This window comes from Paractinoplanes rishiriensis (assembly GCF_016862375.1).
GTDB lineage: Bacteria > Actinomycetota > Actinomycetes > Mycobacteriales > Micromonosporaceae > Actinoplanes > Actinoplanes rishiriensis.
The window spans coordinates 125,739-146,840 of the sequence record NZ_BOMV01000077.1 but is presented as its reverse complement, the minus strand read 5'-3'; the positions used below and the strand labels follow the sequence as shown (position 1 = coordinate 146,840).

The window sequence follows — 21,102 nt, the reverse complement described above, 5'->3', positions numbered from 1 at the left end:
CGCGGCGGGACCGGAAGTCGGCAAGATCTGGAAGCTTGCTGGGGCACGACGCCGGAAGTCGGCGGCGAAGCCGGACCGAAAAAGCGGCGGGTGGCCGGGACGAGCCCGGCCACCCGCATCGTCACCAGGTCAGCGGCAAGGTCGCTAGGTGCTGCTTCAGCACGTCGCGGAGGATCTGGTGGTCTCGCTGGGACGGGTGCCAGTCGCAGCCGAGCAGGTCCATTCCCAGGGCGTTGTTGTCGTAGTACAGAGAGGAGAGCCGGGCGTCGCCGGATTCCGTGACGATCTGGCGGACCGAGTCGGCGAAGGCGGTGGTCTGGTAGGACAGGTCAGGGTAGGTGAGCACGATGTGCGTGTTGGTGCCGTACCGGGTTCGCAGTTTGGCGATGAAATCGCGGTACGCGGTGCGGTAGTCGGCGGCCAACTGCTCGGTCGTCGTCCACTTCTCGCCGGAGGTCAGGGCCGTGGAGAAGTCGTTGATGCCCAAGCCGATTACCACTACCTGCGGGCGCCACGTGGTCGGCACCGGCCACACCGAACTGTTGTAGAGGGCCTGCAGGTCCGTCTCGTAGTAGGTGCGGAAGTGGTCGGCGCCCTGGCCGCCGTAGTTGCGCACCATGCCCTTACCGGACCACGCGTTGATCTGGTAGTCCGCGTTCAGGTCGGCGGCGGTCAGCGCGCCGAAGGTGGCGTCGGCGTTCGAGTTGCGGTCCACGCCGCCGGTGCTGTTGCAGTCGCGCGAGGTCGACATGTTGCCGTAGCCCGCGGTCCACGAGTCGCCGATGAATTCGATCTGCCGGGTACGCGGGGCGGGCTTGGCCAGGATCTGACCGCCGGTGTCCGCCACCAGGCCGCCGAAGTCGCCGGCCGCCCACGGGCTTTCGGTGCGCTTCGCGAGCCGGACCGTGTGGTCGCCGGCGGCCAGGTTACGCACCCAGTAGGTGGTCTGACCGGGGCGCACCAGGGTGGCGACGACCTTTCCGTCGACCTGCACCGCATAGTCGTTGTTCGAATCGTTGAGGATCAGTCCGACGCCGGTGCCCCGGAAACGGCCCTCGAAGTACGTGCCCGGCCAGGTGAACTGCACCCCGGTCCCGGCCACCTTGAGCCGGCCGACGGTGCTGACCTGGTCGAGCACCCCGGCCGTGGGAGCCGGCGTCGAGCTGGAAGAGGCTGAGGGGGTAGGAGTCGGGTCCAAACTGCCCGTGCACGCCACCCCGTTGAGTGCAAAGGCGGACGGGGCCGGGTTGGCGCCGTTCCACGTACCGCCGAAGCCGAAGTTGGTGGTCCGCCCGGTGCCGAGGTTGCCGTTCCAGCCCGCGTTGGCGACGGTCACCGCGGCCCCGGACTGGGTCACCGTGCCGTTCCACAGCTGCGTGATCGTCTGTCCGGCGCCGAACGACCAGGTCAGCCGCCAGCTGGTGAGCGGATCGCCGAGATTGGTGACGTCGACGCTCGCACCGAAACCGCCCTGCCACTGACTGGTCACGGAGTAGGTGACCCGGCAGCCGGCGGCGGCATGTGCGGACAGAGCGGTGGTGACCACGACCGCCGAGGCAACGGCGACGGTCGCCGCGACGGCGACCGCTGGTCGGGAACGGACTTGGCGCATCTTGCGCTCCCCAAGGAGATCAATAGAAGAACTTAGATGGCTTAAGATACTCCGTCGTTACCGGTCCGATAGCAAGGCTTCCGGCGCTCTTAAGGAACCCCCCGCGAGACTCCATCCACACATGGAGATCGATGGCCTTGGGGAGGAACCTTTGAGGCGTTCCAGGAGAACGGCACTGCGGGTCGTCACGCTCAGCAGCGTCACGCTCGTTGCGCTCGGTGCGGGTGCGGCGGTCACCGCCGGGTACTCGTCGGCCGGGCCGGTGCCACAGCCGGACGCGTCCGACGGCGGTGCGGCGGTGGCCGTGGCGTCCGCCGACCAGTACGTGACCGGGGAGTCGACCGGGTTCAGGAAGTCGCCGGGCGAGACGCTCACCCGGCAGGCGGTCAGCGCCACGCAACGCGGGCTCAACTACGTCAGCTACGCCAGGGCGTACCGGAATCTTCCGGTTTTTGTCGGTGGTGACCTGGTCGTGGTGACCGACAGCGCGGGCAAGGTGCGCGGAACCAACGCCGCGGGGCTGGTGCCGATCAAGGCGCCGACCGAGGCGAAGATCAGCGAGAGCCGGGCGACGACCCTCGCGCTGCGTGGCCGCGAAGGCACAGTGGTGGGCACACCGAAGCTCGGCGTGATCGCCGAGGACGGCGGCAAGCTGGTCTGGGAGGTCGTTGCCGAGGGCGAGCACGACGGCCACCCGAGCCGCGCGCACGTCTACGTCGACGCGGTCACCGGCGAGAACGCCGGCTCGTGGGACGAGATCGCGGCCGGCACCGGCACCGGGCACTACGCGGGCGAGGTGCAGATCGGCACCACCGGCAGCGCGGGCGCGTTCGAGATGCGCGACCCCGCCCGGGGCGGCATGCGGACGCTCAACGACCGGACCGGCCAGGTGTTCACCGACGCCGACGACCGGTGGGGCAACGGCGTCGGCAACGACCCGGCGACCGGGGCGGTCGACACCCAGTACGGCGGCGGCGTCATGTGGGACATGCTGCGCGAGAAGTTCAACCGCAACGGCATTGACGGCCAGGGGCGTACGGCCTCCATGTTTGTGGGTTTGAATCAGGTCAATGCCTTCTACAGCTGTGCCGGCAGCGGTGACGCCAGCCGCGACCAGACCAAGTACGGCCGCACCAGCGACAGCGCGCGGCAGGTCAACTCGGTCGACGTGGTGGCGCACGAACTGGGCCACGGCGTCTTCTGCCACACGCCGGGCGGCAGCCGGGGCACCACGAACGAGACCGGCGGCCTGAACGAGGCGACCGGTGACATCTTCGGCACGCTGGCCGAGCACTTCGCCGCCAACCCGAACGACCCGCCGGACTACCTGGTCGGCGAGGAGGTCAACCTGGCCGGCAGCGGACCGATCCGGAACATGTTCGACCCGTCCCGGGCCGGCGACCCGAACTGCTGGTCCACCCGGATCCCGACCACCGAGGTGCACTCGGCCGCCGGACCGCTGAACCACTGGTTCTACCTGGCCGCCGAGGGTTCCGCGCCGGCCGGCAAGCCGGCCAGCCCGACCTGTAACAACAGCCAGGTCACCGGGATCGGCCTATGGGCGGCCGGCGAGATCTTCTACCACGCGCTGCTGCGCAAGACGTCCGGCTGGACCTACAGCCGGGCCCGGGCGGCCACCCTCGCCGCCACGCTCGACCTGCACCCGGGCAGCTGCACGGAGTTCAACGCGATCAAGGCCGCCTGGGACGCGGTGAGCGTTCCCGCGCAGGGTGATCCGGCTTGCAGCGCGCCGCCGCCGAGCCCGGCCCCGACGCCGAGCACCAGCAGCATCCCGTCGCAGCCCGCCCCGTCGCCGTCCACCAGCACCCCGTCGCCGTCCACCAGCACCCCGGCGCCGACCGATCAGGCCGTCCCGGACATCGACGTCGCGAAGATCAACGCCCACCTGGACGAGTTCGCCCGGATCGCCGCGGCGAACGGCGGTAACCGGGCGCACGGCAGCACCGGGTACCGGGCCTCGATCGACTACGTGAAGGGCAGGCTGGACGCGGCCGGGTACACCACCCGGATCCAGCAGTTCACCAGCGGCGGCACGACCGGCCTCAACCTGATCGCCGATCTGCCCGGCCGGGGCGACCCCAACCAGGTCGTCATGCTCGGCGCCCACCTGGACAGCGTCGCAGCGGGTGCCGGCATCAACGACAACGCGACCGGTTCGGCCGGCATCCTCGAGGTGGCGCTCGCCTACGCGAGCACCGGTGCCACCGGCGACAAGGCCATCCGGTTCGGCTGGTGGGGCGCCGAGGAGCGGGGTCTGGTCGGGTCGAAGGCGTACGTGGCCTCGTTGTCCTCCGCGGAGCGGGCGAAGATCACCGGGTATCTCAACTTCGACATGATCGGCTCGATCAACCCGGGCTATTTCGTCTACAACGACGACACCCGGGGCACCGCGATCGCCGCCGCGCTACGGGCCGGCTTCACGGCCGAGAACATCCAGTCGGCGAACGTCAACATCAACAACCGGTCGGACCACGCGTCGTTCAAGGCGGCCGGCATCCCGACCGGCGGCACCGCGGCGCTCAGCCTGGCCGCGACGATGAGCGCGGCCGAGGCCGCCCGGTGGAACGGCAGGGCCGGGCAGCCGTACGACCCGTGCTACCACAAGAGCTGCGACGGCCGGTCCAACGTCAGCGCCGCGGCGCTCGACACGCACACCGACGTGGCGGCGTACGCGGCCTGGGAACTGACCGGCGTCGAGCCGGCGACGGTCAAGGGCACCCGGCTGGCGAACAGCGCGGCGTTCGTGATCCGCGACCGGGCCGCGATCGAGTCCCCGATCACCGTGCAGAGCACGGGTGCCGCACCTGCCTCGCTGAAGGTGGACGTGGACATCACCCACGGCTACCGCGGTGACCTCGAAATCCACCTGATTGCTCCGGACGGCACTGAGTTCGGTGTCAAGAAGGCCAACCGGTTCGACCGCGGCGACGACGTGAAGCTGACCGCGACCGTCGACGCCTCGGCCGCGCAAGCCACCGGAACATGGCGGCTGCGCGTCCGTGACCTCCGCTCCGGCGATACCGGAACACTCCGCTCATGGGGTCTGACGTTCTGACCGGCTGGACCCTTCCCGCCGCGGCGTGCGGGCGCTGACCATGGCGTCCGCACGCCGCGAGCGGCTATCGTCGCAACCCAGCTTTTCGCCGGCCGGACGGATCGGGATGAGACGCAGCTACGTTCTGGTCGCCCTCGCCGTCACCACGCTGGTGGCGCTGGCGTTCTGCATCCCGCTGGGCATGCTGGTCGTCACGGCGGCGCAGGACCGCGCGCTCCGCGAGGCCGAGCGGCAGGCCCTGGGCCTCTCCCCCGTCGTGGTGGTCTCCACCGACCGCGAGCTGGTGCTGAGTTCGATCATGAGCACCGACGCCGGCCGGCAGGGCCGGATCGGCGCCCATCTGCCCGAGTTGGGCACGGTGGGTGCCTCCCGCGCCGGCTCCGAGTCAATTTCCCGGGTACGCGAGGAGCAGGTCGCCGGCACCGCGGACGTACCCGGCGGCCGGGTCTACCTGCGACCGGTCGCCCTGCCCAAGGGCCTGATCGCGGTCATCGAGGTCTATGTGCCGGCGACCATGCTGCGGTCCGGGGTAGGCACCGCCCTGGTGGTCCTGGTGCTGGTGGCCCTGGTCCTGATCGCGATGTGCGCCTTCCTCGCCGACCGCCTGGCCGCCCGGGTGGTGCGCTCCACCCGCGACCTGGCCCGCACCGCCACCAGCCTGGGTGCGGGCCGGCTGCACGCCCGCACCCGGCCCAGCGGTCCCAGCGAGATCGAGGAGGTCGGCACCGCGCTCAACCTGCTCGCCGACCGGTTCGTCGAGCTGCTGGCCGCCGAGCGCGAGCTGGCCGGCAACCTGTCGCACCGGCTGCGGGTGCCGCTCACCGCGCTGCGCCTGAACGCCGAGGCGATGCCGGCCGGCGACGACCGGGACCGGCAACTACGTGTGGTCGACCGGCTGGAGCAGGAGATCAACGCGGTGGTGACCGAGGCCAGCCGGCCGCTGGCGGCGCGGCCGCGGCTGCAGTGCGACCTGGGTGAGGTGGTACGCGACCGGACCGCGTTCTGGGGCGCACTCGCCGAGGATCAGGGCCGCCCCTGGCAGGCCGATCCGCCGCCGGCGGGGATCGTGGTGCCGGCCGCCTTCTCGGTCGTCGGCGAGGCGCTGGACGTGCTGCTCGGCAACGTGTTCCACCACAGCACCGACGAGGCCGCGTGCCGGGTGACCGTGCGGCAGGCCGGCGAACTGGCCGAGGTCGTGGTGGAGGACGCCGGCCCGGGCTTCGCCGATCCGGCGGCGGCGCTGGCCCGGGGCGTCAGCGGTGCCGACTCGACCGGGATCGGGCTGGACATCGCCCGGCGGCTCGCCGAGGACTCCGGCGGGGAGCTCACGATCGACCGCAGCGACCTGGGCGGGGCCCGGGTGACCCTGTCGATGCGGGTGGTTCAGTCCTCTTCAGCGGGGGCCGACAGTTGAATCCCCACGCCGCGGACGGTGTGCAGGTAGCGCGGTTGCGCCGCCCGCTCCCCGAGCTTGCGGCGCAGCCAGGTGACGTGCACGTCCACCGTCTCCAGCGACCGGCTCTCGGCCGGCCACACCTCGGCGAGCAGCTGCCGGCGGTTGACCACCTTGCCGGGCCGCTGCATCAGGTAGGCCAGCAGGTCGAACTCGAGCCGGGACAGCTGGAGCGGCACGCCGTCCAGCGAGGCGGCCCGCGCGTCGGCGTCCAGGGTCAGCCCGCCCACGGTGATGACCCGGGACGGCGGCGCACCGCCGCGCCGCAGCACCGCCGCGATCCGGGCCTCGATCTGCTCCGCCGAGTACGGCTTGACCACATAGTCGTCCGCGCCGGCCCGCAGCAGCCGGATCATCTCGGACTCACCCTCGCGCGCCGTCGCGACCACGATCGGCACCTGCGAGACGACCCGGATCCGCCGGAGCACGGTGGCGCCGTCCAGGTCGGGCAGACCCAGGTCGAGGACGACGACGTCGGGCTCCCACTGGGCCGCGTCGCGCAGCCCGTCGAGGGCCCGCTCGCACAACCGGACCACGTGGCCGGAAGCGTTCAGTAATCGGCCGAGAGCATCCCGTACATCCGCGTCGTCCTCGATCACCAACACTCGCGACATCAATCAACCGTAGCGCTGAGGAAGAATGAGACCATGGGCCGGAGCTGGAAATACGTCGCTGCATGGCTCAGCGTGACAATCACGGCTGTCACTGTAACGTCGCTCGGCGTGCGCCTCGGCGTGGCCCCCGCGCTGACCGCCGACCCACCGGTGGCGATCGACGCCAACCGGCGCTACACCGAACTCCGCTTCGGCCTCCAGGAGCCGACCCCACCGGCCACCACGCCGACCCGCGCGGCTCCCGCGACGTCGAAGGCCAAGCCGAGCCGCACCCCCGCGAGCCCGCCGCGCACCCGGACGCCGACCACCCGGCCGACCCCGTCGGCGTCCCCGTCCGCCCCGTCGCCGGCCCCGACGGTGGATCGCCGCCCGCGCTACCGGGTGCCGGCCGACGGCGGCAGCATCATGGTCGCCTACTCGTCCACCCGGGTCGACGTGGTGGACGCCGACCCGCTGCCCGGCTACGTGGTCAGCGCGGTCCGGCGCAGCGACACGATCGTCGTGGTCCGGCTGGCCAGCGCCGGTCACGCCTCGGTGATCACCGCGTACTGGAACGGCGGCCCGGCGGCGCAGGTGATGGAGGACTTCACTCCCTGACCCCAGGATCAGGCCGAACAGCACGCCGCAGCCGGCGCCCAGCAGGGGCGAATCCGCGAAGGTCGCGCCGCCCAGCCGGCCCAGTCCGATCGCGTAAGCCGCCCAGGCCGCGCCGGCCAGCCCGGTGAACAGCCGGAACCGGCCCAGCGGCAGGGACACCGACCCGGCCGTCAAGGCGGTCGCGGTGCGCCCGTACGGGAGGAACCGGCCGACCAGGATCGCGAGGCCGCCGTGCCGGAGCAGCGCCCGTTCGGCCCGCACCCGGGCTCCGGCGAGCTTGCCGGGCCGCCACTTCCGGCCCACCAGCTTCCGGCCCACCTGATAGGTGATCCGGTCGCCGGCCATGCCGCCGGCCACCGCCGCCGCGGCCAGCGGCAGCAGGTCCGGCGAGCCGGTCACCGACAGCGCGCCCAGCCCGATCACCAGGGTCTCGGACGGCACCACGGGAAGGAATCCGTCGGCCGCCACCGCGGCGAAGACGATCACATAGAGCCACGGCGAGGAGATCAGCGCCAGCAGGTGGTCGAGCATCCTTCGACCGTACGAATCATGGAAATGCGCCGCGATGGTGCAGGCACGCCGATCGGGGGTGGTGTTAACACCACCCCCGCGGACCCCCGACGCGCCGCGACCGAATACGGGATTTTACCGGTAAAGATGCGATATTTCGCGCATGAGACCTCAGCGGGTAACCGCAGTCGCCGCCGCCGTCCTGGCCCTGTCCGCAGCGGTGTTCCCCGCCGGTGCGCCGGCCGCGCACGCCGCCGAGCCGCCGGTGGTCACGAACGGATCAGCGCCTGCCGTCGCCGTCAATGTGGACGGCCGGGCCGAGGTGTTCGTGGTCGGCCGGGACGGCGCCGCCTACCACGTCTGGGACGAGGAGGCCGGCGCCGACCGGGTCCGGTGGAGCGGCTGGAACCGGCTGGACGGCGTGCGGTTGACCGACGGGCTCGCGGCCATCCGGCTCAACGACGACAACCTCGTGGTGGTCGGCCGGCGCACCGGCGACGGGGCGGTTGTCTACAACCGGCGGCACTGCTGGTTCGGCACGGTCTGGTGCGGCTGGAAGGTGCTGTCGAACGGCGCCATGATCGGCACGCCGTCGCTGGTGACCGACGCACACAGCTATGCCAAGGTGGTGGTGCGCGGCCTCGACAACCGCGTCTATTTCGCCGGGCAATCCGGCCGGGGCTACGACGACTGGTCCGGCTGGAACATCGCCGGTGGCGTGCCCGGCACCCACGGCACTCCCACGGTGATCAATCAGCACCAGGGCCATCCGGTGATCTTCATGGCCGGTCCCGGAGGACAGGCCTTCGTCTCGACCTTCAACGGATCCGAGTTCAACCTGGCAAGCCGGCTCCAGCCGTTCGAGAAGCACTGGACGGGCAGCGGCCGCTACGGCGCCGCACTGATGCGCACCCGCAATGGTGAACGGGTGCCCGTGGTGATGGCATCGACCAGCTGGCAGGCGCTGTTCACGCGATCGTTCCACCCGATCGGCACCAACCTGGGTTGGACGTCGTGGGCCCGGACTCCCGGCGACCCTTCGGGCGACCTCAGCGGCGTGACCGATCACGCCGACGGCGCGGCGGTGATGTACGGCCGGTTCGCCGACTTCACCTACCGGCGGATCCGGGTCACCGACGGCGGGCTGTCGGGTTGGGCGCCGATCCCGAACGGAACCTTCAGCGGCGACCCGGTCGCGCTCAGCCTCGCCGGACGGCACTGGGTCTTCGGTCGCGGGATGGACGGGCGGGTGTACTTCACCCAGGAGACCGCCGCCCGGCAGGCTACCTGGGCCAACTGGCAGCTGGTCAGCAACTGACCGGCGCCCGCGAGCCGGCCGTTCGAAACGGCCGGCTCGCGGGTGTCGGTGTCTCAGTACTCGCGGTTGTAGAGCTTCTTGGACCAGAGGTAGCCGCCCAGGGCGATCACCGCGCACCAGCCCAGCGCGATCCACCCGTTGTTGCCGACCGGCGTGCCCATCAGCAGGCTGCGCAGGGTCTCGATGACCGGGGTGAAGGGCTGGTGCTCGGCGACCCAGGCCAGGCCGGCCGGCATCGAGTCGGTCGGTACGAAGCCGCTGCTCAGGAACGGCAGCAGGATGAGCGGCATGGGGGCGTTGCTGGCAACCTCGACGGTCTTGCTGACCAGGCCCAGGGCGACGGCCAGCCAGACGAACGCGAACGTGACCACCGCCAGGAAGCCGGCGGTGAGCAGCCAGCCGGCCAGGTCGGCCTCGGGGCGGAAGCCGACCAGCAGCGCCACCCCGGTCACCGCGGACAGGCCGATCATCGCCTGGATCACGCTGCCCACGACGTGGCCGGTCAGCACCGACACGCGGGCGATGTGCATGGTGCGGAACCGGGCGACGATGCCCTCGGTCATGTCCATGGCGATCGAGATCGCGGTGCCCTGGACCACGGAGGTGACGGTCATCAGGAGGATCGCGGGCACCACGTAGTTGACGTAGTCGGCGCGGCCGCCGCTGCCGCCGAGCCCGGCGCCCATGGTGCCGCCGAACACGTAGACGAAAAGCAGCAGGAAGACGACCGGCATCCCGACGAGCAGAACGGTCATCGACGGATATCGGAGCATCCGCTTGAGGTTGCGGCGCAGCATCGTCGCGGAGTCGCGCAGCGGGTGGAAGGGGAGGCCGGCGGGGGTGATGGTGGGTGCGGTCATCGGGAGGTCACCTTCTCAGTGAGGGCCAGGAACACGTCGTCCAGGTCGGGTGTGTGCACGGACAGCTCGTCGACCTCCACGGCCCGGTCGTCGAGCCGGCCGATCAGGGTCCGCAGCGATCGCAGGCTGCCGTCGCTGGGCACCCGCAGGGCGAGTTCGCCGCTGTCGCGGGACGCCTGGTCGAGCACCCGCAGGGCGGCGTCGAGGTCGTCCGGGGCGGCGAACTTCAGGCGTACGTGCCCACCGGGAATGCGGCGCTTCAGCTCCTCGGCGGTGCCCTCGGCGACCAGCCGGCCGTGGTCGAGCACCGCGATCCGGTCGGCCAGTTCGTCGGCCTCCTCCAGGTACTGGGTGGTGAGGAAGATGGTGACGCCGCCGGCCACCAGGTTGCGGACGATCTGCCACATGTCCCGGCGGCTGCGCGGGTCCAGGCCGGTGGTCGGCTCGTCCAGGAAGATCACCTGCGGGCTGCCGACCAGGGTCATCGCCAGGTCGAGCCGCCGCAGCATGCCGCCGGAGTAGGTCGAGGCCGGCTTCTTCGCGGCGTCGGTGAGGCCGAACTGGTCGAGCAGCTCGGCGGCCCGCCGCCGGCCCTCGGCGCGGGACAGCTGGTGCAGGTTGGCCATCAGCCGCAGGTTCTCCTCGCCGGTGAGCAGCTTGTCGACCGCGGAGAACTGGCCGGTGACACCGATCGCGGCGCGCACCGCGTCCGGTTGGCGGGCGACGTCGTGGCCGGCGACCCGGGCCTCGCCGCCGTCGGCCCGGATCAGCGTGGACAGGATCTTGACGGTGGTGGTCTTGCCGGCGCCGTTCGCGCCGAGCAGCGCGAACACCGTGCCGCCGGGGACGTGCAGGTCCAGTCCGTCGAGCACGAGTTGGTCGCCGTACGATTTGCGGAGACCGGTGACGGTGATGGTCATGGGGGTTTTCCTCTCAGGAGCGGTGGATCGTGATGTCGCCGTACGAGGTGGTGCCGCGCACCTCGACGGTCTGGTCGGCGTCGCCCGGCCGGGTGGCGTTCTCCATCAGGTTGCGGACGTGCCCGAACGACGTGTTGACCTCGAGCCAGGCGGCGGTGCCCTCGGCGATGCCGATCTCCAGGTCGCCCATCGAGGTGCCGAGCGCGACCTGGCCGCGCACCACCTCGCCGAGCCGGATGCTGCCGTTGGACGACTTCGCGTCGACGCCGGCGCCGGCCCGGCCCACGGTGATCTCGCCGTTGGCCGCGCGGACCCGGACGTCGCCGGTGACCGCGTCGATGGTGGTCTCGCCGTTGGAGTTCTTGACGACCGCGTTGCCCTCGATCGCGCCGACCCGGATCCGGCCGGAGCCGGTGGAGAGGTCGGCGTTGCCGGTGACGGTCTCGGCGGTCACGTGACCGGCCGACGTGTGCACCCGCAGCGGTCCGGTGCGTTCCACCCGGACGTTGCCGGCGGCGGCCTTGAACCGGCACTCCCCCAGGTCGCCGGTGGCACTGACGTCGCCGGCCTGGACGCCACCGGTCACCCGGGAACCGCTGGGCAGTTGGATCGACACGTCGGCCGACCGGGTTTTGCGGGAGAAGTCGAAGGTGCGCTTCGGGCCGGTGACCCGCAGCGTGCCGTTGCTGAAGTCGACCCGGACCTGCTGCGCGGCCTCGACGTCGGACTGGTCGGCCGGATCGGTCGGGCGCACCTCGACGACGGTGTCGGCGCGGTCGCTCGCGGCGATCTGCACGGTGCCGACGCTCAGGTCGACGGTGACGGAAATGGGTTCGGGGGTGGCGAAATCAGGCATGGTGGTACCCCGTTCATGGGTCGGTGGATCGTCCCCGCAGGTCAGGGACGCGAAGTGAGAGCGGCAGACGGTGCGGTCAGCGCACCCAGCCGGTGAAGCCCTGGTTGGCCCGTTTGCCGCCGTCGCGCGGCTCCGGGCGCTGGTCGCGGTCGGACCGCTGGAGGCCGGCGGCGGCCGCCCGGACCAGCCAGGCGTTGACCGAGCGCCCCTCCTTGGCGGCGGCGTCCTCGATCGCGGTCTTGAGCTGCTCGGGCATCCGCACGTTGATCCGGGCGGCCGGCCCGTCCTCGGCGATCGGCAGTTCGGCGTCGTCCGGTGCCACGGTGGCACCACCGGCCGGCTCGGCCGGGGGTGTCGTCACGACGAACTCCGGGTCACGGCCGCGCAGTCGCAGCTCGACCGACCCCGGAGCCAGGTCGCGGGTGATCTCGTCGGCGGCGGCCGACAGCGCGTCCAGCAGGGTCATCCGGATCGCCGACTCCAGCGATCCGGTCAGGCGCTCGACCAGCGCGCGTGTCTCCGCACCGCCGGATTCGGCCAGGGTGGCGAACTCACGGCCGAGGTTGTTCACATACGAGGTCAAGTCCATGGCACCATGGTGGCACACGAATGGCACCACTGCAAGCCATGTTGGCTCAGCAGTGGTGCCATCGTGGCACTACTTGGCTCAGAGGCGTCGCGTGACGCTCTGTCCCGGGTCCACGACCACCGTCGCGGCGATCTCACCCTTCTTGCGGAAGGTCACCGTCACCGGGGCCGTCGTCGGGTTGACGGCGAGCAGCCGCGGATGGTCGGCGCTGCCGAAGGCCAGGCCGTACGGCCCGTCCGCCACCACCGCGGGCTGCGGTGACCCGTATGCGGCCAGCATCTCCACCCAGTACCGGACCATCGCCCGGCTGGTGCTGTCCTCCCGGGGCAGCTTCGCGGTCAGGCGCTGCCGGGCCGCCGCCGGGTCGGACACCGCGAGGTCGGCGGCGAACAGATCGCCCCAGGCCCGCGGCGGTCCACCGATGTCCTTGCCGAGCCGGGCCGACCGGGCCGCCACCTGCCCGGCGTCGCCGCGGTACAGCGAGCCGAAGGTCAGCGGCAGCAACTGGATGCCGACGATCGACTCCACCTTCGGATCGAACCAGGTGGCGTGGTCGACCTTGGCGTCCCAGACGATCCCGGCCACGGTGTGCCGGTATCCGGCCGGACGCTGGAGGTTCTCCCCGAGCCAGTACATCCGGGCGGTCGCCGCCTCAAGGGCGTAATGCGTGACGCCGTACGCCGTGAGGCCGGCATCCCGGGACACCAGGCCCCAGCGGGTGACCGCCTCCCAGGCCGCGACCGCCTCGCTCGACGACTCCTGGTTGTTGCCGTCGGCGAACGGGGCGAACCCGGACGCCGCCGAGTGCCCGAGATAGGCGTTGAACACCCGGAACGGCGGGAACCCGTCCGGCCCGTTCGCCGACAGGGTGCCGCTGAAGTCACGCGCCACCAGGCTGACCCCGCTGCCGTAGTCGCGGAGGAACCCGGGGTCGGCCTCGGCCAGCACCGCCGCGGCGCGCACCAGGTACCCGTACTGGAAATGATGGTCGTTGTAATCGCCGCTCCCGAACTCGGCGGGCACCGCGATCAGCCCGCCCCAGGTCCGGTCGTAGGCGAAGTACCGGGTGTCGCCCGGCCCGTCGTAGGTCAGCCAGTCGACCAGCCCGGTCCGCAGCCGGCGCAACGCCGCCTGCTGCTGGGGCAGGGCGCCGATGCCCTTGGCGACCTCGGCGACGGTGGCCAGCCGGCCCAGTTCCTTCAGGCCGAAGTAGCTGCCGCCGTTCGCGGTCGCCGGCTTGTCGGCCAGGTCCCGGTCGAGGTCGGCGAGCACCGCGGCCCGCGCCGGACCGGTCAGCGGGACCACCGGCACCTCGGTGACCAGGCCGGGCATGGGCACCCGGACCCGGACGGCTGCGGACCGCACCACCGAGAGCGTCCCGATCGCGTCCGAGTACGTTCCCTCGATCGGTTGTGTGCCGCCGTCGCGGACCAGGTATGTCTGCTGGTGCGGCAGCAGCGCCCAGACGGCCGGCTTGCCGGACCGGCGTTCCGCCGCCAGGGTCTGGGTCACCGTGCCCGCGGCGCCGTCATGGGCCAGGTACGAGGTCGTCCGGGTCACCGGATCACCGGCCGCACCGGCCAGCGCCTCGCTCCACCCGGCGGTGTCCACCCGGTCCGGCACCCTCGACACCACGATCGCGGTCCGGTCGGACCCGTTCACGGTGAACCGGTTGCCGTCCTGACGCCAGCCGGCGCCGTCCTCGGCCTGCACGTCCCAGCGCTGGCCGGCGACGGTCAGCTGGGCCAGCGGCCCGCCACCACCGACCCGGCGGACCGCGCCGGTCGCGGTGATCGACGGCGTGACGCCCTCGAAGTCGAGGTAGAGCAGCGGGCTGCCCTGCACCACGGTGATCTCCACCGAGCCGCCGTCGCGGAGTTCGGCACGCAAGACCACATGGAAGGCGCCGTACCCGACGACCTTCGCGGTGCTGACCGGGCCGGTCACCGTCAGCGCCGGCCGGAACGGCGTCACGATCGCGTTCGCGGACGCGGTGGCTGCCGCCGAGCTGACCGCGAGTCCGTTGCCGACGTTCTTGACGGCCAGCGGACGGGCCCAGATCGGCTGCTCCAGCGAGCCGGTCAGGGCCGAGGTCCACCACTGGTTGGTGGGCAGCGCCTGCCCGTCCAGCATGGGTCCGGCCTGCGCCGGCGGCTGCTTCGGGCGCATGTCGCCGGGCAGCGCGTCGGCGAGGCTGACCTTACCGCTCGGAGTCGGCTGCCCGATCGGTGCGTCCGCGGCGCCCTCGCTCAGCGCGCCGTGCGCGGACGTGGCCGGCGCGGACTCCCGCACGTCCGGTTCGTCCCCGATCTGGCAGGCCGCGGCGAGCAGCACGGCGGGCACCAGGCTTGCGGCGGTCACGATCCGCCGGAGGCCGGCCCTCATCCGGCGCTGTTGACCGCGGGCGTCCGGCCGACCGCGGAGTTGGTGTCGATGGCGGCGATGAAGCGCAGTCCGGGCACCAGGGCGCTCACCGTGTCCACGTTGTCGGTCTGCGGCACCAGCACCAGGGTGAGCTGCTCATGATCCACCTTCTGCTCCTCGGTCAGCGGGGCGTCGGAGAGCGGGTCGGGACCCACTCGCGGCTCCACGTGGTCGAGCCGCGCGGCCACCGGACGGTCGAGGCCGGGACCGGTGATCCGCGCCGCCATGTCGAGGCGCAGGTCGCGGAGTTCCTCCTCGCTCGCCTTGACCCGGAACGCCAGCCTGGTGTGGTCGTACAGGGTGACCACCGGCTCGCCGGCACCCACCACGCCGCCCAGGGCGATATCGATCTTGGAGACGGTGCCGGCCATCGGTGCCCGCAGGACCTCGGTCTCCGGCTCGTCCGAGCCCCGGGCCGGGTCGGCGGCGAGCTTCACCCGGGCCAGTTCCTGGCCCGCGGCGACCCGGGACTGCTCGGTCACCAGCACCTCGGTGACCACGCCGGCCCCGGTCGAGCCGACCGGCAGGACGTCCGCGGTCAGCACCGCGTCGTCGAGCGAAACGAACACGCTGTCGGCGAGCCGGTGTTCCACCACGTACGTGCCACCGGCGGCCGCCCCACCGAGCAGCAGCATGGCCACCAGGAACGTCCGGATGGCCGGCATCCGGGACCGGACGGTGCGTTTGGGTTGTTCCTGAACTTCGTGTTCGACCACAGTGGTCATCTCAATAATCCCTTGATCCGGCCCGGGGTCACCGGGCAGAGGCGAGCGCGGGCACCCGCGCCGGTTCGGCCGGCGGGGCCACGGGGGCGGGCGGTTCCTCGCCACCCTTGACGGACTCGGCGATCATCCGGCCGAGAATGAACACGATCATGGAAGCCCAGGCAACGGAGAGCCAGGTCGGCGCGGGATCGTCCATGACGACCAGACCGGCGACGATGCCGGTCGCGTTGAGCAGCAGCAGCGCCACCTGGGGCATGACGACCCAGAGCGAGCGGGTCCCGGCGCCGACCTGGTTGGTCGCGCTCCACTTCGCCGGCCGGCGGCGCAGGGTGGCCCAGAACGCCCGGGCGTGCACCGGTGCGGCCCCGATGCTGGCCACGGTGGCCGACAGCTTGAAGCCGCCGGACTGCAACCACGCGACGAGCAGGACCATCGCCTGGAACGGCAGGTAGTGCGCCGCCCAGGTGAGGCCGTCGGCCCGGATCGGGCTCAGCGCGAACAGCAGGTACAGGGCCGGGAACAGCATGAAGGTGAGCATCGCCAGCGACAGCAGGTAGTGCGTGCCGACGAACAGATACTGCAGGCGCTGGTCGATCGTCAGGCCGTTGCCCCGGCGGAACAGCTTGCCGCGCAGGAGCACCTCGAAACCGCCGCTGGCCCAGCGGAGCTGCTGCTTCAGGTAGGACGCCACGTCGACCGGCGCCAGCCCGCGGGCCAGCACCTGCGGCACGTAGATCGACTTCCAGCCGCGCCGGTGCAGCTCCAGCGAGGTCCAGATGTCCTCGGAGTTGCTGCCGGTGGCGATGCCGCCGATCTCGTCCAGCGCGGCTCGCCGGAACATGACGTTGGTGCCGACGCAGAACGCGGCGTTGAAGTGGTTCTTGCCCGGGCAGACCAGCTCGTAGAAGATCCGCTGCGCCTCCGAGGAACCGGTGGAGACCAGGTTGGTCTGGTTGGCGTACGACTGGGGCGACTGCACGAACGCCACCGCCGGGTCGTCGAAGTGCGGCAGCACCTGGAGCAGGAAGTCCGGCTCCGGTACGTGGTCGGCGTCGAAGATCACCACGTACTCGCCGGTGGTCCGGCCGAGCGCGGCGTTGACGTTGCCGGCCTTGGCGTGCTGGCCGCCCTCGCGCCGCAGGTAGCCGACGCGTTCCTCGGTGCAGATCGTCTCGAGCAGATCGCTGTCACCGTCGTCCAGGATCCAGGTCTGGTGCGGCAGCGTCATGTCCCGGGCGGCCACCAGTGTCCGGCGCACCACGTCGGGCGCCTCGCCGTAGGCCGTCACGAAGACGTCGATGCTCGGCATCGAGCCACCGGCCCGCAGGCCGCTGCGGGCCAGCGCCACATCGGCCGGCTCGGCGCGGTTGTCGTGGGCGAGGATGGTCCACCACGTGCCGATGGCGTGGATCGCGGTGAGGCCCTCGGCCACCAGCATGGCGGCCCACAGCCAGGTGGGGCCGCGGTACTGCGGGTCGAGCAGGAATGCCTGGTAGAACATCGTCGCGAGCAGCGCCCCCAGGATGGCGACGCGAGTGGACCGCTGTAGCGGCCGCCAGGCGTGCGGAGTGGTGGTCGGCATGGTTGCTCCAGAAGGTTTTCCGGCGGGTAAGAAAAAGGCGATCATGCCTGCGAATACGGACACCGTCGGCCGTCCGGGAAAACGCTAGGGTCACCCCGAGAAATTGACAAATCCGGTGACCGCCGACACAAGCAATGTTTCCTTCAGTAAACAAAGAATTTACCGGAGAAAGCCGATCTTCTGTTTGTTTCAGCAGGTCAGACTCACCAGAGGGGAAACCGTGATCCGGGTCTCGAAAATAGCCGCAGCCTCCGGGCCAGCACAGATACCGACTGTCGCACGATCTGAAAAGATGGCCGGAAACATTGATCGTCATTGCACGCCGAGTCAATCGATGCGTACCGTTAGCCGCGATGAAATCATTTCGCGGCACGAGCCGTTCCCGCCCCACTCTGGAGACGGTCGCCGCCCGGGCCGGCGTCTCCCGCGCCACCGCCTCGCGCGTGGTAAACGGCTCCGCCTCGGTCAACATCGACATCCGGGACGCGGTGCTGCGCGCCGTGCGGGCCCTGGGCTACGTGCCCAACCGGGTCGCGCGCGGCCTGGCGACCAACCGGATGGACGCGTACGCGCTCATCCTCACCGAATCGGCCGGCCGGATCTTCGCCGAGGACCCGTTCTTCGCCACCGTCGTGCACGGGGTGGTCCAGGAACTCGACGCGGCCGGTAAGGAACTGGTCCTCCAGATCGTGGGTTCCGACCTCAGCCGGCACCGCATCACTGAGTACGCAGCGGGCGGCCACGTGGACGGCGCCATGGTGGTGTCCCTGCACGGCACCGACCCGCTGCCGGACACGCTGGCGCGCCACGGCGTGCCGGTGGTGGTCAACGGCCGCCCGATGGGCCCGTCCGCGGTGCCGTACGTCGACGTGACGAATGTGGACGGCGCCCGGCTCGCGGTACGCCGGTTGGTCGAGTCGGGCCGCCGGCAGATCGCCACGATCGCCGGCTCACCGGACGCCCCCGGCGCCGTCGACCGCCTCGCCGGTTACCGCGCCGAACTGCGCGACTCCCGCCGCAAGCCCATCGTGGCCGTCGGCAACAGCACCCAGGAGTCCGGCAGCGCGGCGATGCGGGAGTTGCTCCGCGAGCATCCCCGCATCGACGCGGTCTTCGCTGCCTCCGACCTGATGGCCCACGGCGCCGTCCGCGCCCTGCGGCGGTCCGGCCGGCGGGTGCCCGACGACGTGGCGGTCATCGGCTTCGACGACACCGAGGTGGCCCGCTACACCGATCCCCCGCTGACCACGGTGCACCTGCCGATCCGCGACATCGGCCGGACGATGGCGAGGCAGGTGCTGCGCCTCTCCGCCGGCGAGCCGGTCGAGCCGTCGGTGGTGCTGGGCACCGAGTTCGTCGTCCGCGAATCGGGCTGACCACATGGGTCCCCCGGGGCCGGGTCAGGCGGCGTTCCGGGTGGTGAGCGGCCACAGCCGTACCTTGTCGTCCACGCCGGCGGTGATCAGGCGTTTGCCGTCCGGGCTGATCCGCAGTGCCCAGACCTGCCCCTCGTGCCCGAGCAGGGGTGATCCCTTGGGGCTGCCGGTCGTTGTGTCCCACAGCCGTACCGTTCCGTCGTCGCCGCCGGTGGCCAGGACCCTTCCCCGCGGGCTGAATCGCATGGCGCGGACCGGCTTGGTGTGACCGGTGAGGGGCACGGCGATCTGCCGGCGGGTCTCCAGATCCCACAGCCGCACGGTGTTGTCGCCGCCGGAGGAGGTGGCCAGGAGCTTTCCGTTGCGGTTGAACGTGAGGTTCAGGACCGGCCCGGCGCTGCCGGTGAGCGGTCCGCCCGCGGCTCCGCCGGTGGCCGGGTCCCACAGCCGCACGACGTTGCCGCCGTCGGAGGTGGCCAGCAGCTTTCCGTCGGGGCTGAAGTTCATCGCGTACACCGGACCCTCGCTTGTTTTCAGCGCCTCGCCGATGGCCCGGCCGGTGCCGCTCTGCCAGAGCCGGACGGTTTTGTCGGCGCCCGCCGAGGCGAGGCGCCTGCCGTCGGGGCTGAACACGACCGACTGGACCGCACCGACGTGACCGGTGATGGTGCGCACCAGACGGCCGGCGACGGGATTCCACAACCGCACCGTGCTGTCGTTGCCGGCGGTGGCCACCAGCCGCCCGCCAGGGCTGAAGACCGGTGACCGCCGACGTGCAGGCGGTCTGCACGCAAGGCGAGTCGACACTCACCATTCGCCGGTCCGCGACCGCTTTGGCGGCGACCGACTATCCGATCAGCGATGACGGCATCGTCGCCGGTACCGCCCGGTTGCCGCTCAAGGTGAACGGGTTGAAGGTCCCCGGATTCTCCTGTGTGACCCAGGACGTGTCGATCACCGTCGTCCTGGAGGACTTCTGGACCGGTGCGACCCTGGTCCACCAGGCCTGATTCGTACGATCGTGCAGCGCGGCGAGGTAGCCGGTGATACTCGGCCACGGCCGGCAGACGAGGTCGGTGGCGACAACTCGCAGCGTCAGGGGTAGGTGGGAGCAGATCCGGGCGAGCTCCGCCGTCGCCGCCGGCTCGGCCGCGATCCGGGCCGGTCCGAGGATGGTCCGCAACAGCGTGTGGGACTCGTCCGGGCGCAGTGCATCCACCGTCAGACTGGTCGCGCCGTCGAGAGCGAGCAGACCGGTCAGCCGGTCCCGGCTGGTGGCCAGCACCATGCATCCCGAGCCGGCCGGCAGCAGCGGACGCACCTGGTCCGCGCTGGCGGCGTTGTCGAGCACCACCAGCACCCGCCGGCCGGCCAGTAGCGTCCGATACCGGCCGGCCGCGGTCTGCACGTCCGCGGGAATTCGTTCGGCCGGCTCACCCAGGGAGAGCAGCAGATGCGCCAGCGCCTCGTTCGGGCGTACCGGTGGCTCGTCCTCGGCGAAGCCGCGCAGGTCGACATAGAGCTGCCCGTCCGGGAACTGGTCGCGGACCCGGTGGCCCCAGTGGACGGCCAGGGCGGTCTTCCCGACGCCGCCCGGACCGGTGATTGCCGCGACCGGGACGGCGTTCGCCGAACGGCCGGCCCGCTCGGCCAGCAGGTCGTCCAGGCACCGGAGATGATCGTTGCGGCCGGTGAAGCCGGGCACGTCGGTGGGGAGTTGCGCGGGTATCGCCGGCGCGACGGTGGAGGCGGCCCACGGGGCGAACGCTCGGTCGTACCGGAGGATCGCCGTGTGCAGCTGCTGCAGCGCGGCGCCCGGGTCCAAGCCCATCTCGTCGGCAAGCTGGGCGCGCAACCGCTCGTAGGCGGCCAGCGCGTCCGACTGCCGGCCGGAGCCGTGCAGGGCGAGCATTAACTGCCCGACCAGGCGCTCGCGGAGCGGATGCGCCGCGACCAGTTCGGCGAGTTCGCCCACCACCTGCCGGTGCCCGCCCAGGCCGAGTTCCAGGTCGAGGCAGTCCTCGGTGACGGCCAGGCGCTGCTCCTCCAGCCGCACGGCGACCGCCTCCACCGCCCGTCCGGACAGCCCCAGCAGCGCGGGTCCGCGCCACAGCCGCAGCGCCGAATGCAGCTTCCCGGCCGCCGCTGCGGGCTCGCCCCGGCGGGCCAGATCAACGCCCTCGGCCGCCAGCTCCGCGAAGACCTGCGCATCCAGCTCTCCCGAGCACGTGCGGGTCCGATAACCGGGACCGTCGGTGACGATGGTCTCCCGTGCGGTCCCGTCCGACAGCATCCGGCGCAGCGTCGAGACGTCGTTCTGGATCTGACGCCGGGCGGTTGCCGGCGGGTCGTCGTCCCAGATGGCGTCGACCAGGTCGTCGAGCGACACCACCTGGCCGGCATTGGCCAACAACACCCCGAGGATCGTGCGCCGGCGCCCGGCGAGCACGACCGTACGCCCGCCATCGACCACCTTGACCGGCCCTAGGATGAGATACCGCACTCCGACTCCCCGAAACGTGGCGGCGACTCCGGTCGATGCCCCGCCGACCTCCGCCATCGACGGCCCGGGTCCCGCGTCTCCGCCGCA

Annotated in this window: 17 protein-coding genes and 1 pseudogene; 6 read left to right on the top strand and 12 right to left on the bottom strand. The window is 71.4% G+C overall.

The window, feature by feature from the left end:
• Nucleotides 1-121: 121 nt before the first annotated feature.
• On the bottom strand, nucleotides 122-1,612 hold the full coding sequence (locus Ari01nite_RS36575) for a cellulose binding domain-containing protein (RefSeq protein WP_203786990.1): 1,491 nt from the start codon (nucleotides 1,610-1,612) through the stop codon (nucleotides 122-124).
• 175 nt (nucleotides 1,613-1,787) lie between these two features.
• On the opposite strand from Ari01nite_RS36575, the gene Ari01nite_RS36570 reads away from it, so the two are divergent.
• Both Ari01nite_RS36570 and Ari01nite_RS36565 read left to right on the top strand, forming a co-directional pair.
• Complete coding sequence (locus Ari01nite_RS36570) at nucleotides 1,788-4,688, top strand: M28 family peptidase (protein WP_239163325.1); 2,901 nt, start codon at nucleotides 1,788-1,790, stop codon at nucleotides 4,686-4,688.
• Nucleotides 4,689-4,794: 106 nt separating this feature from the next.
• Nucleotides 4,795-6,102 carry a HAMP domain-containing sensor histidine kinase gene (locus Ari01nite_RS36565; protein WP_203786986.1) on the top strand — a complete coding sequence of 436 codons (1,308 nt, stop codon included), beginning with the start codon at nucleotides 4,795-4,797 and terminating at the stop codon, nucleotides 6,100-6,102.
• Here Ari01nite_RS36565 and Ari01nite_RS36560 read toward each other — a convergent pair.
• A complete protein-coding gene (locus Ari01nite_RS36560; protein ID WP_203787112.1) occupies nucleotides 6,072-6,746 on the bottom strand; it encodes a response regulator transcription factor in 675 nt (224 codons plus the stop codon). The two genes, Ari01nite_RS36565 and Ari01nite_RS36560, sit on opposite strands and share 31 nt — an antisense overlap.
• 81 nt (nucleotides 6,747-6,827) lie before the next feature.
• Here Ari01nite_RS36560 and Ari01nite_RS50360 point away from each other — a divergent pair, with 81 nt between their 5' ends.
• Nucleotides 6,828-7,352, top strand: a complete 525-nt coding sequence (locus tag Ari01nite_RS50360; protein ID WP_239163315.1) for a hypothetical protein — start codon at nucleotides 6,828-6,830, stop codon at nucleotides 7,350-7,352.
• 135 nt (nucleotides 7,353-7,487) lie between these two features.
• Here the strand turns inward: Ari01nite_RS50360 and Ari01nite_RS51480 are convergent.
• A pseudogene (locus Ari01nite_RS51480) lies at nucleotides 7,488-7,751 on the bottom strand (DedA family protein); the annotation flags it as partial.
• Here Ari01nite_RS51480 and Ari01nite_RS50355 point away from each other — a divergent pair.
• Together Ari01nite_RS50355 and Ari01nite_RS36550 are read left to right on the top strand one after the other, a co-directional pair.
• Complete coding sequence (locus Ari01nite_RS50355) at nucleotides 7,696-7,842, top strand: hypothetical protein (RefSeq protein WP_239163314.1); 147 nt, start codon at nucleotides 7,696-7,698, stop codon at nucleotides 7,840-7,842. The pseudogene Ari01nite_RS51480 and the gene Ari01nite_RS50355 overlap by 56 nt on opposite strands.
• A 183-nt stretch (nucleotides 7,843-8,025) precedes the next feature.
• Nucleotides 8,026-9,180, top strand: coding sequence for a DUF8189 domain-containing protein (locus Ari01nite_RS36550; RefSeq protein WP_203786982.1), 1,155 nt, complete (start codon nucleotides 8,026-8,028; stop codon nucleotides 9,178-9,180).
• A 53-nt stretch (nucleotides 9,181-9,233) separates the two neighbouring features.
• On the opposite strand, the gene Ari01nite_RS36545 is transcribed toward Ari01nite_RS36550, so the two are convergent.
• The 7 genes from Ari01nite_RS36545 to Ari01nite_RS36515 all read right to left on the bottom strand — a co-directional run bounded on the left by Ari01nite_RS36545 (nucleotide 9,234) and on the right by Ari01nite_RS36515 (nucleotide 17,136).
• Entirely contained in the window at nucleotides 9,234-10,040 is an 807-nt protein-coding gene (locus Ari01nite_RS36545; protein WP_203786980.1) for an ABC transporter permease, read from the bottom strand.
• The gene (locus Ari01nite_RS36540; protein WP_203786978.1) at nucleotides 10,037-10,960 is read right to left on the bottom strand and encodes an ATP-binding cassette domain-containing protein; all 924 of its coding nucleotides are present in this window, start codon (nucleotides 10,958-10,960) and stop codon (nucleotides 10,037-10,039) included. Before Ari01nite_RS36540 ends, Ari01nite_RS36545 begins: the two co-directional genes overlap by 4 nt.
• 13 nt (nucleotides 10,961-10,973) lie before the next feature.
• Entirely contained in the window at nucleotides 10,974-11,816 is an 843-nt protein-coding gene (locus Ari01nite_RS36535; protein ID WP_203786971.1) for a DUF4097 family beta strand repeat-containing protein, read from the bottom strand.
• A 76-nt stretch (nucleotides 11,817-11,892) separates the two neighbouring features.
• Nucleotides 11,893-12,405 (bottom strand): hypothetical protein, encoded by a 513-nt coding sequence (locus tag Ari01nite_RS36530; RefSeq protein ID WP_203786970.1) that lies wholly within the window; start codon nucleotides 12,403-12,405, stop codon nucleotides 11,893-11,895.
• Between the two features lie 78 nt (nucleotides 12,406-12,483).
• Nucleotides 12,484-14,790 carry a glycosyl hydrolase gene (locus Ari01nite_RS36525; protein ID WP_203786968.1) on the bottom strand — a complete coding sequence of 769 codons (2,307 nt, stop codon included), beginning with the start codon at nucleotides 14,788-14,790 and terminating at the stop codon, nucleotides 12,484-12,486.
• Nucleotides 14,787-15,554, bottom strand: a complete 768-nt coding sequence (locus Ari01nite_RS36520) for a biotin/lipoyl attachment domain-containing protein (RefSeq protein WP_203786960.1) — start codon at nucleotides 15,552-15,554, stop codon at nucleotides 14,787-14,789. The genes Ari01nite_RS36525 and Ari01nite_RS36520 overlap by 4 nt, the downstream gene beginning before the upstream one ends.
• 28 nt (nucleotides 15,555-15,582) lie before the next feature.
• Nucleotides 15,583-17,136, bottom strand: coding sequence for a glycosyltransferase family 2 protein (locus Ari01nite_RS36515; protein ID WP_203786958.1), 1,554 nt, complete (start codon nucleotides 17,134-17,136; stop codon nucleotides 15,583-15,585).
• A 353-nt stretch (nucleotides 17,137-17,489) separates the two neighbouring features.
• Here Ari01nite_RS36515 and Ari01nite_RS36510 point away from each other — a divergent pair, with 353 nt between their 5' ends.
• Entirely contained in the window at nucleotides 17,490-18,512 is a 1,023-nt protein-coding gene (locus Ari01nite_RS36510; RefSeq protein WP_203786957.1) for a LacI family DNA-binding transcriptional regulator, read from the top strand.
• Nucleotides 18,513-18,536: 24 nt separating this feature from the next.
• Here the strand turns inward: Ari01nite_RS36510 and Ari01nite_RS36505 are convergent, their stop codons facing one another.
• Nucleotides 18,537-19,319 carry a WD40 repeat domain-containing protein gene (locus Ari01nite_RS36505; protein ID WP_203786955.1) on the bottom strand — a complete coding sequence of 261 codons (783 nt, stop codon included), beginning with the start codon at nucleotides 19,317-19,319 and terminating at the stop codon, nucleotides 18,537-18,539.
• Nucleotides 19,320-19,359: 40 nt separating this feature from the next.
• Nucleotides 19,360-21,015 carry an AfsR/SARP family transcriptional regulator gene (locus tag Ari01nite_RS36500; RefSeq protein WP_203786953.1) on the bottom strand — a complete coding sequence of 552 codons (1,656 nt, stop codon included), beginning with the start codon at nucleotides 21,013-21,015 and terminating at the stop codon, nucleotides 19,360-19,362.
• Nucleotides 21,016-21,102: the final 87 nt, after the last annotated feature.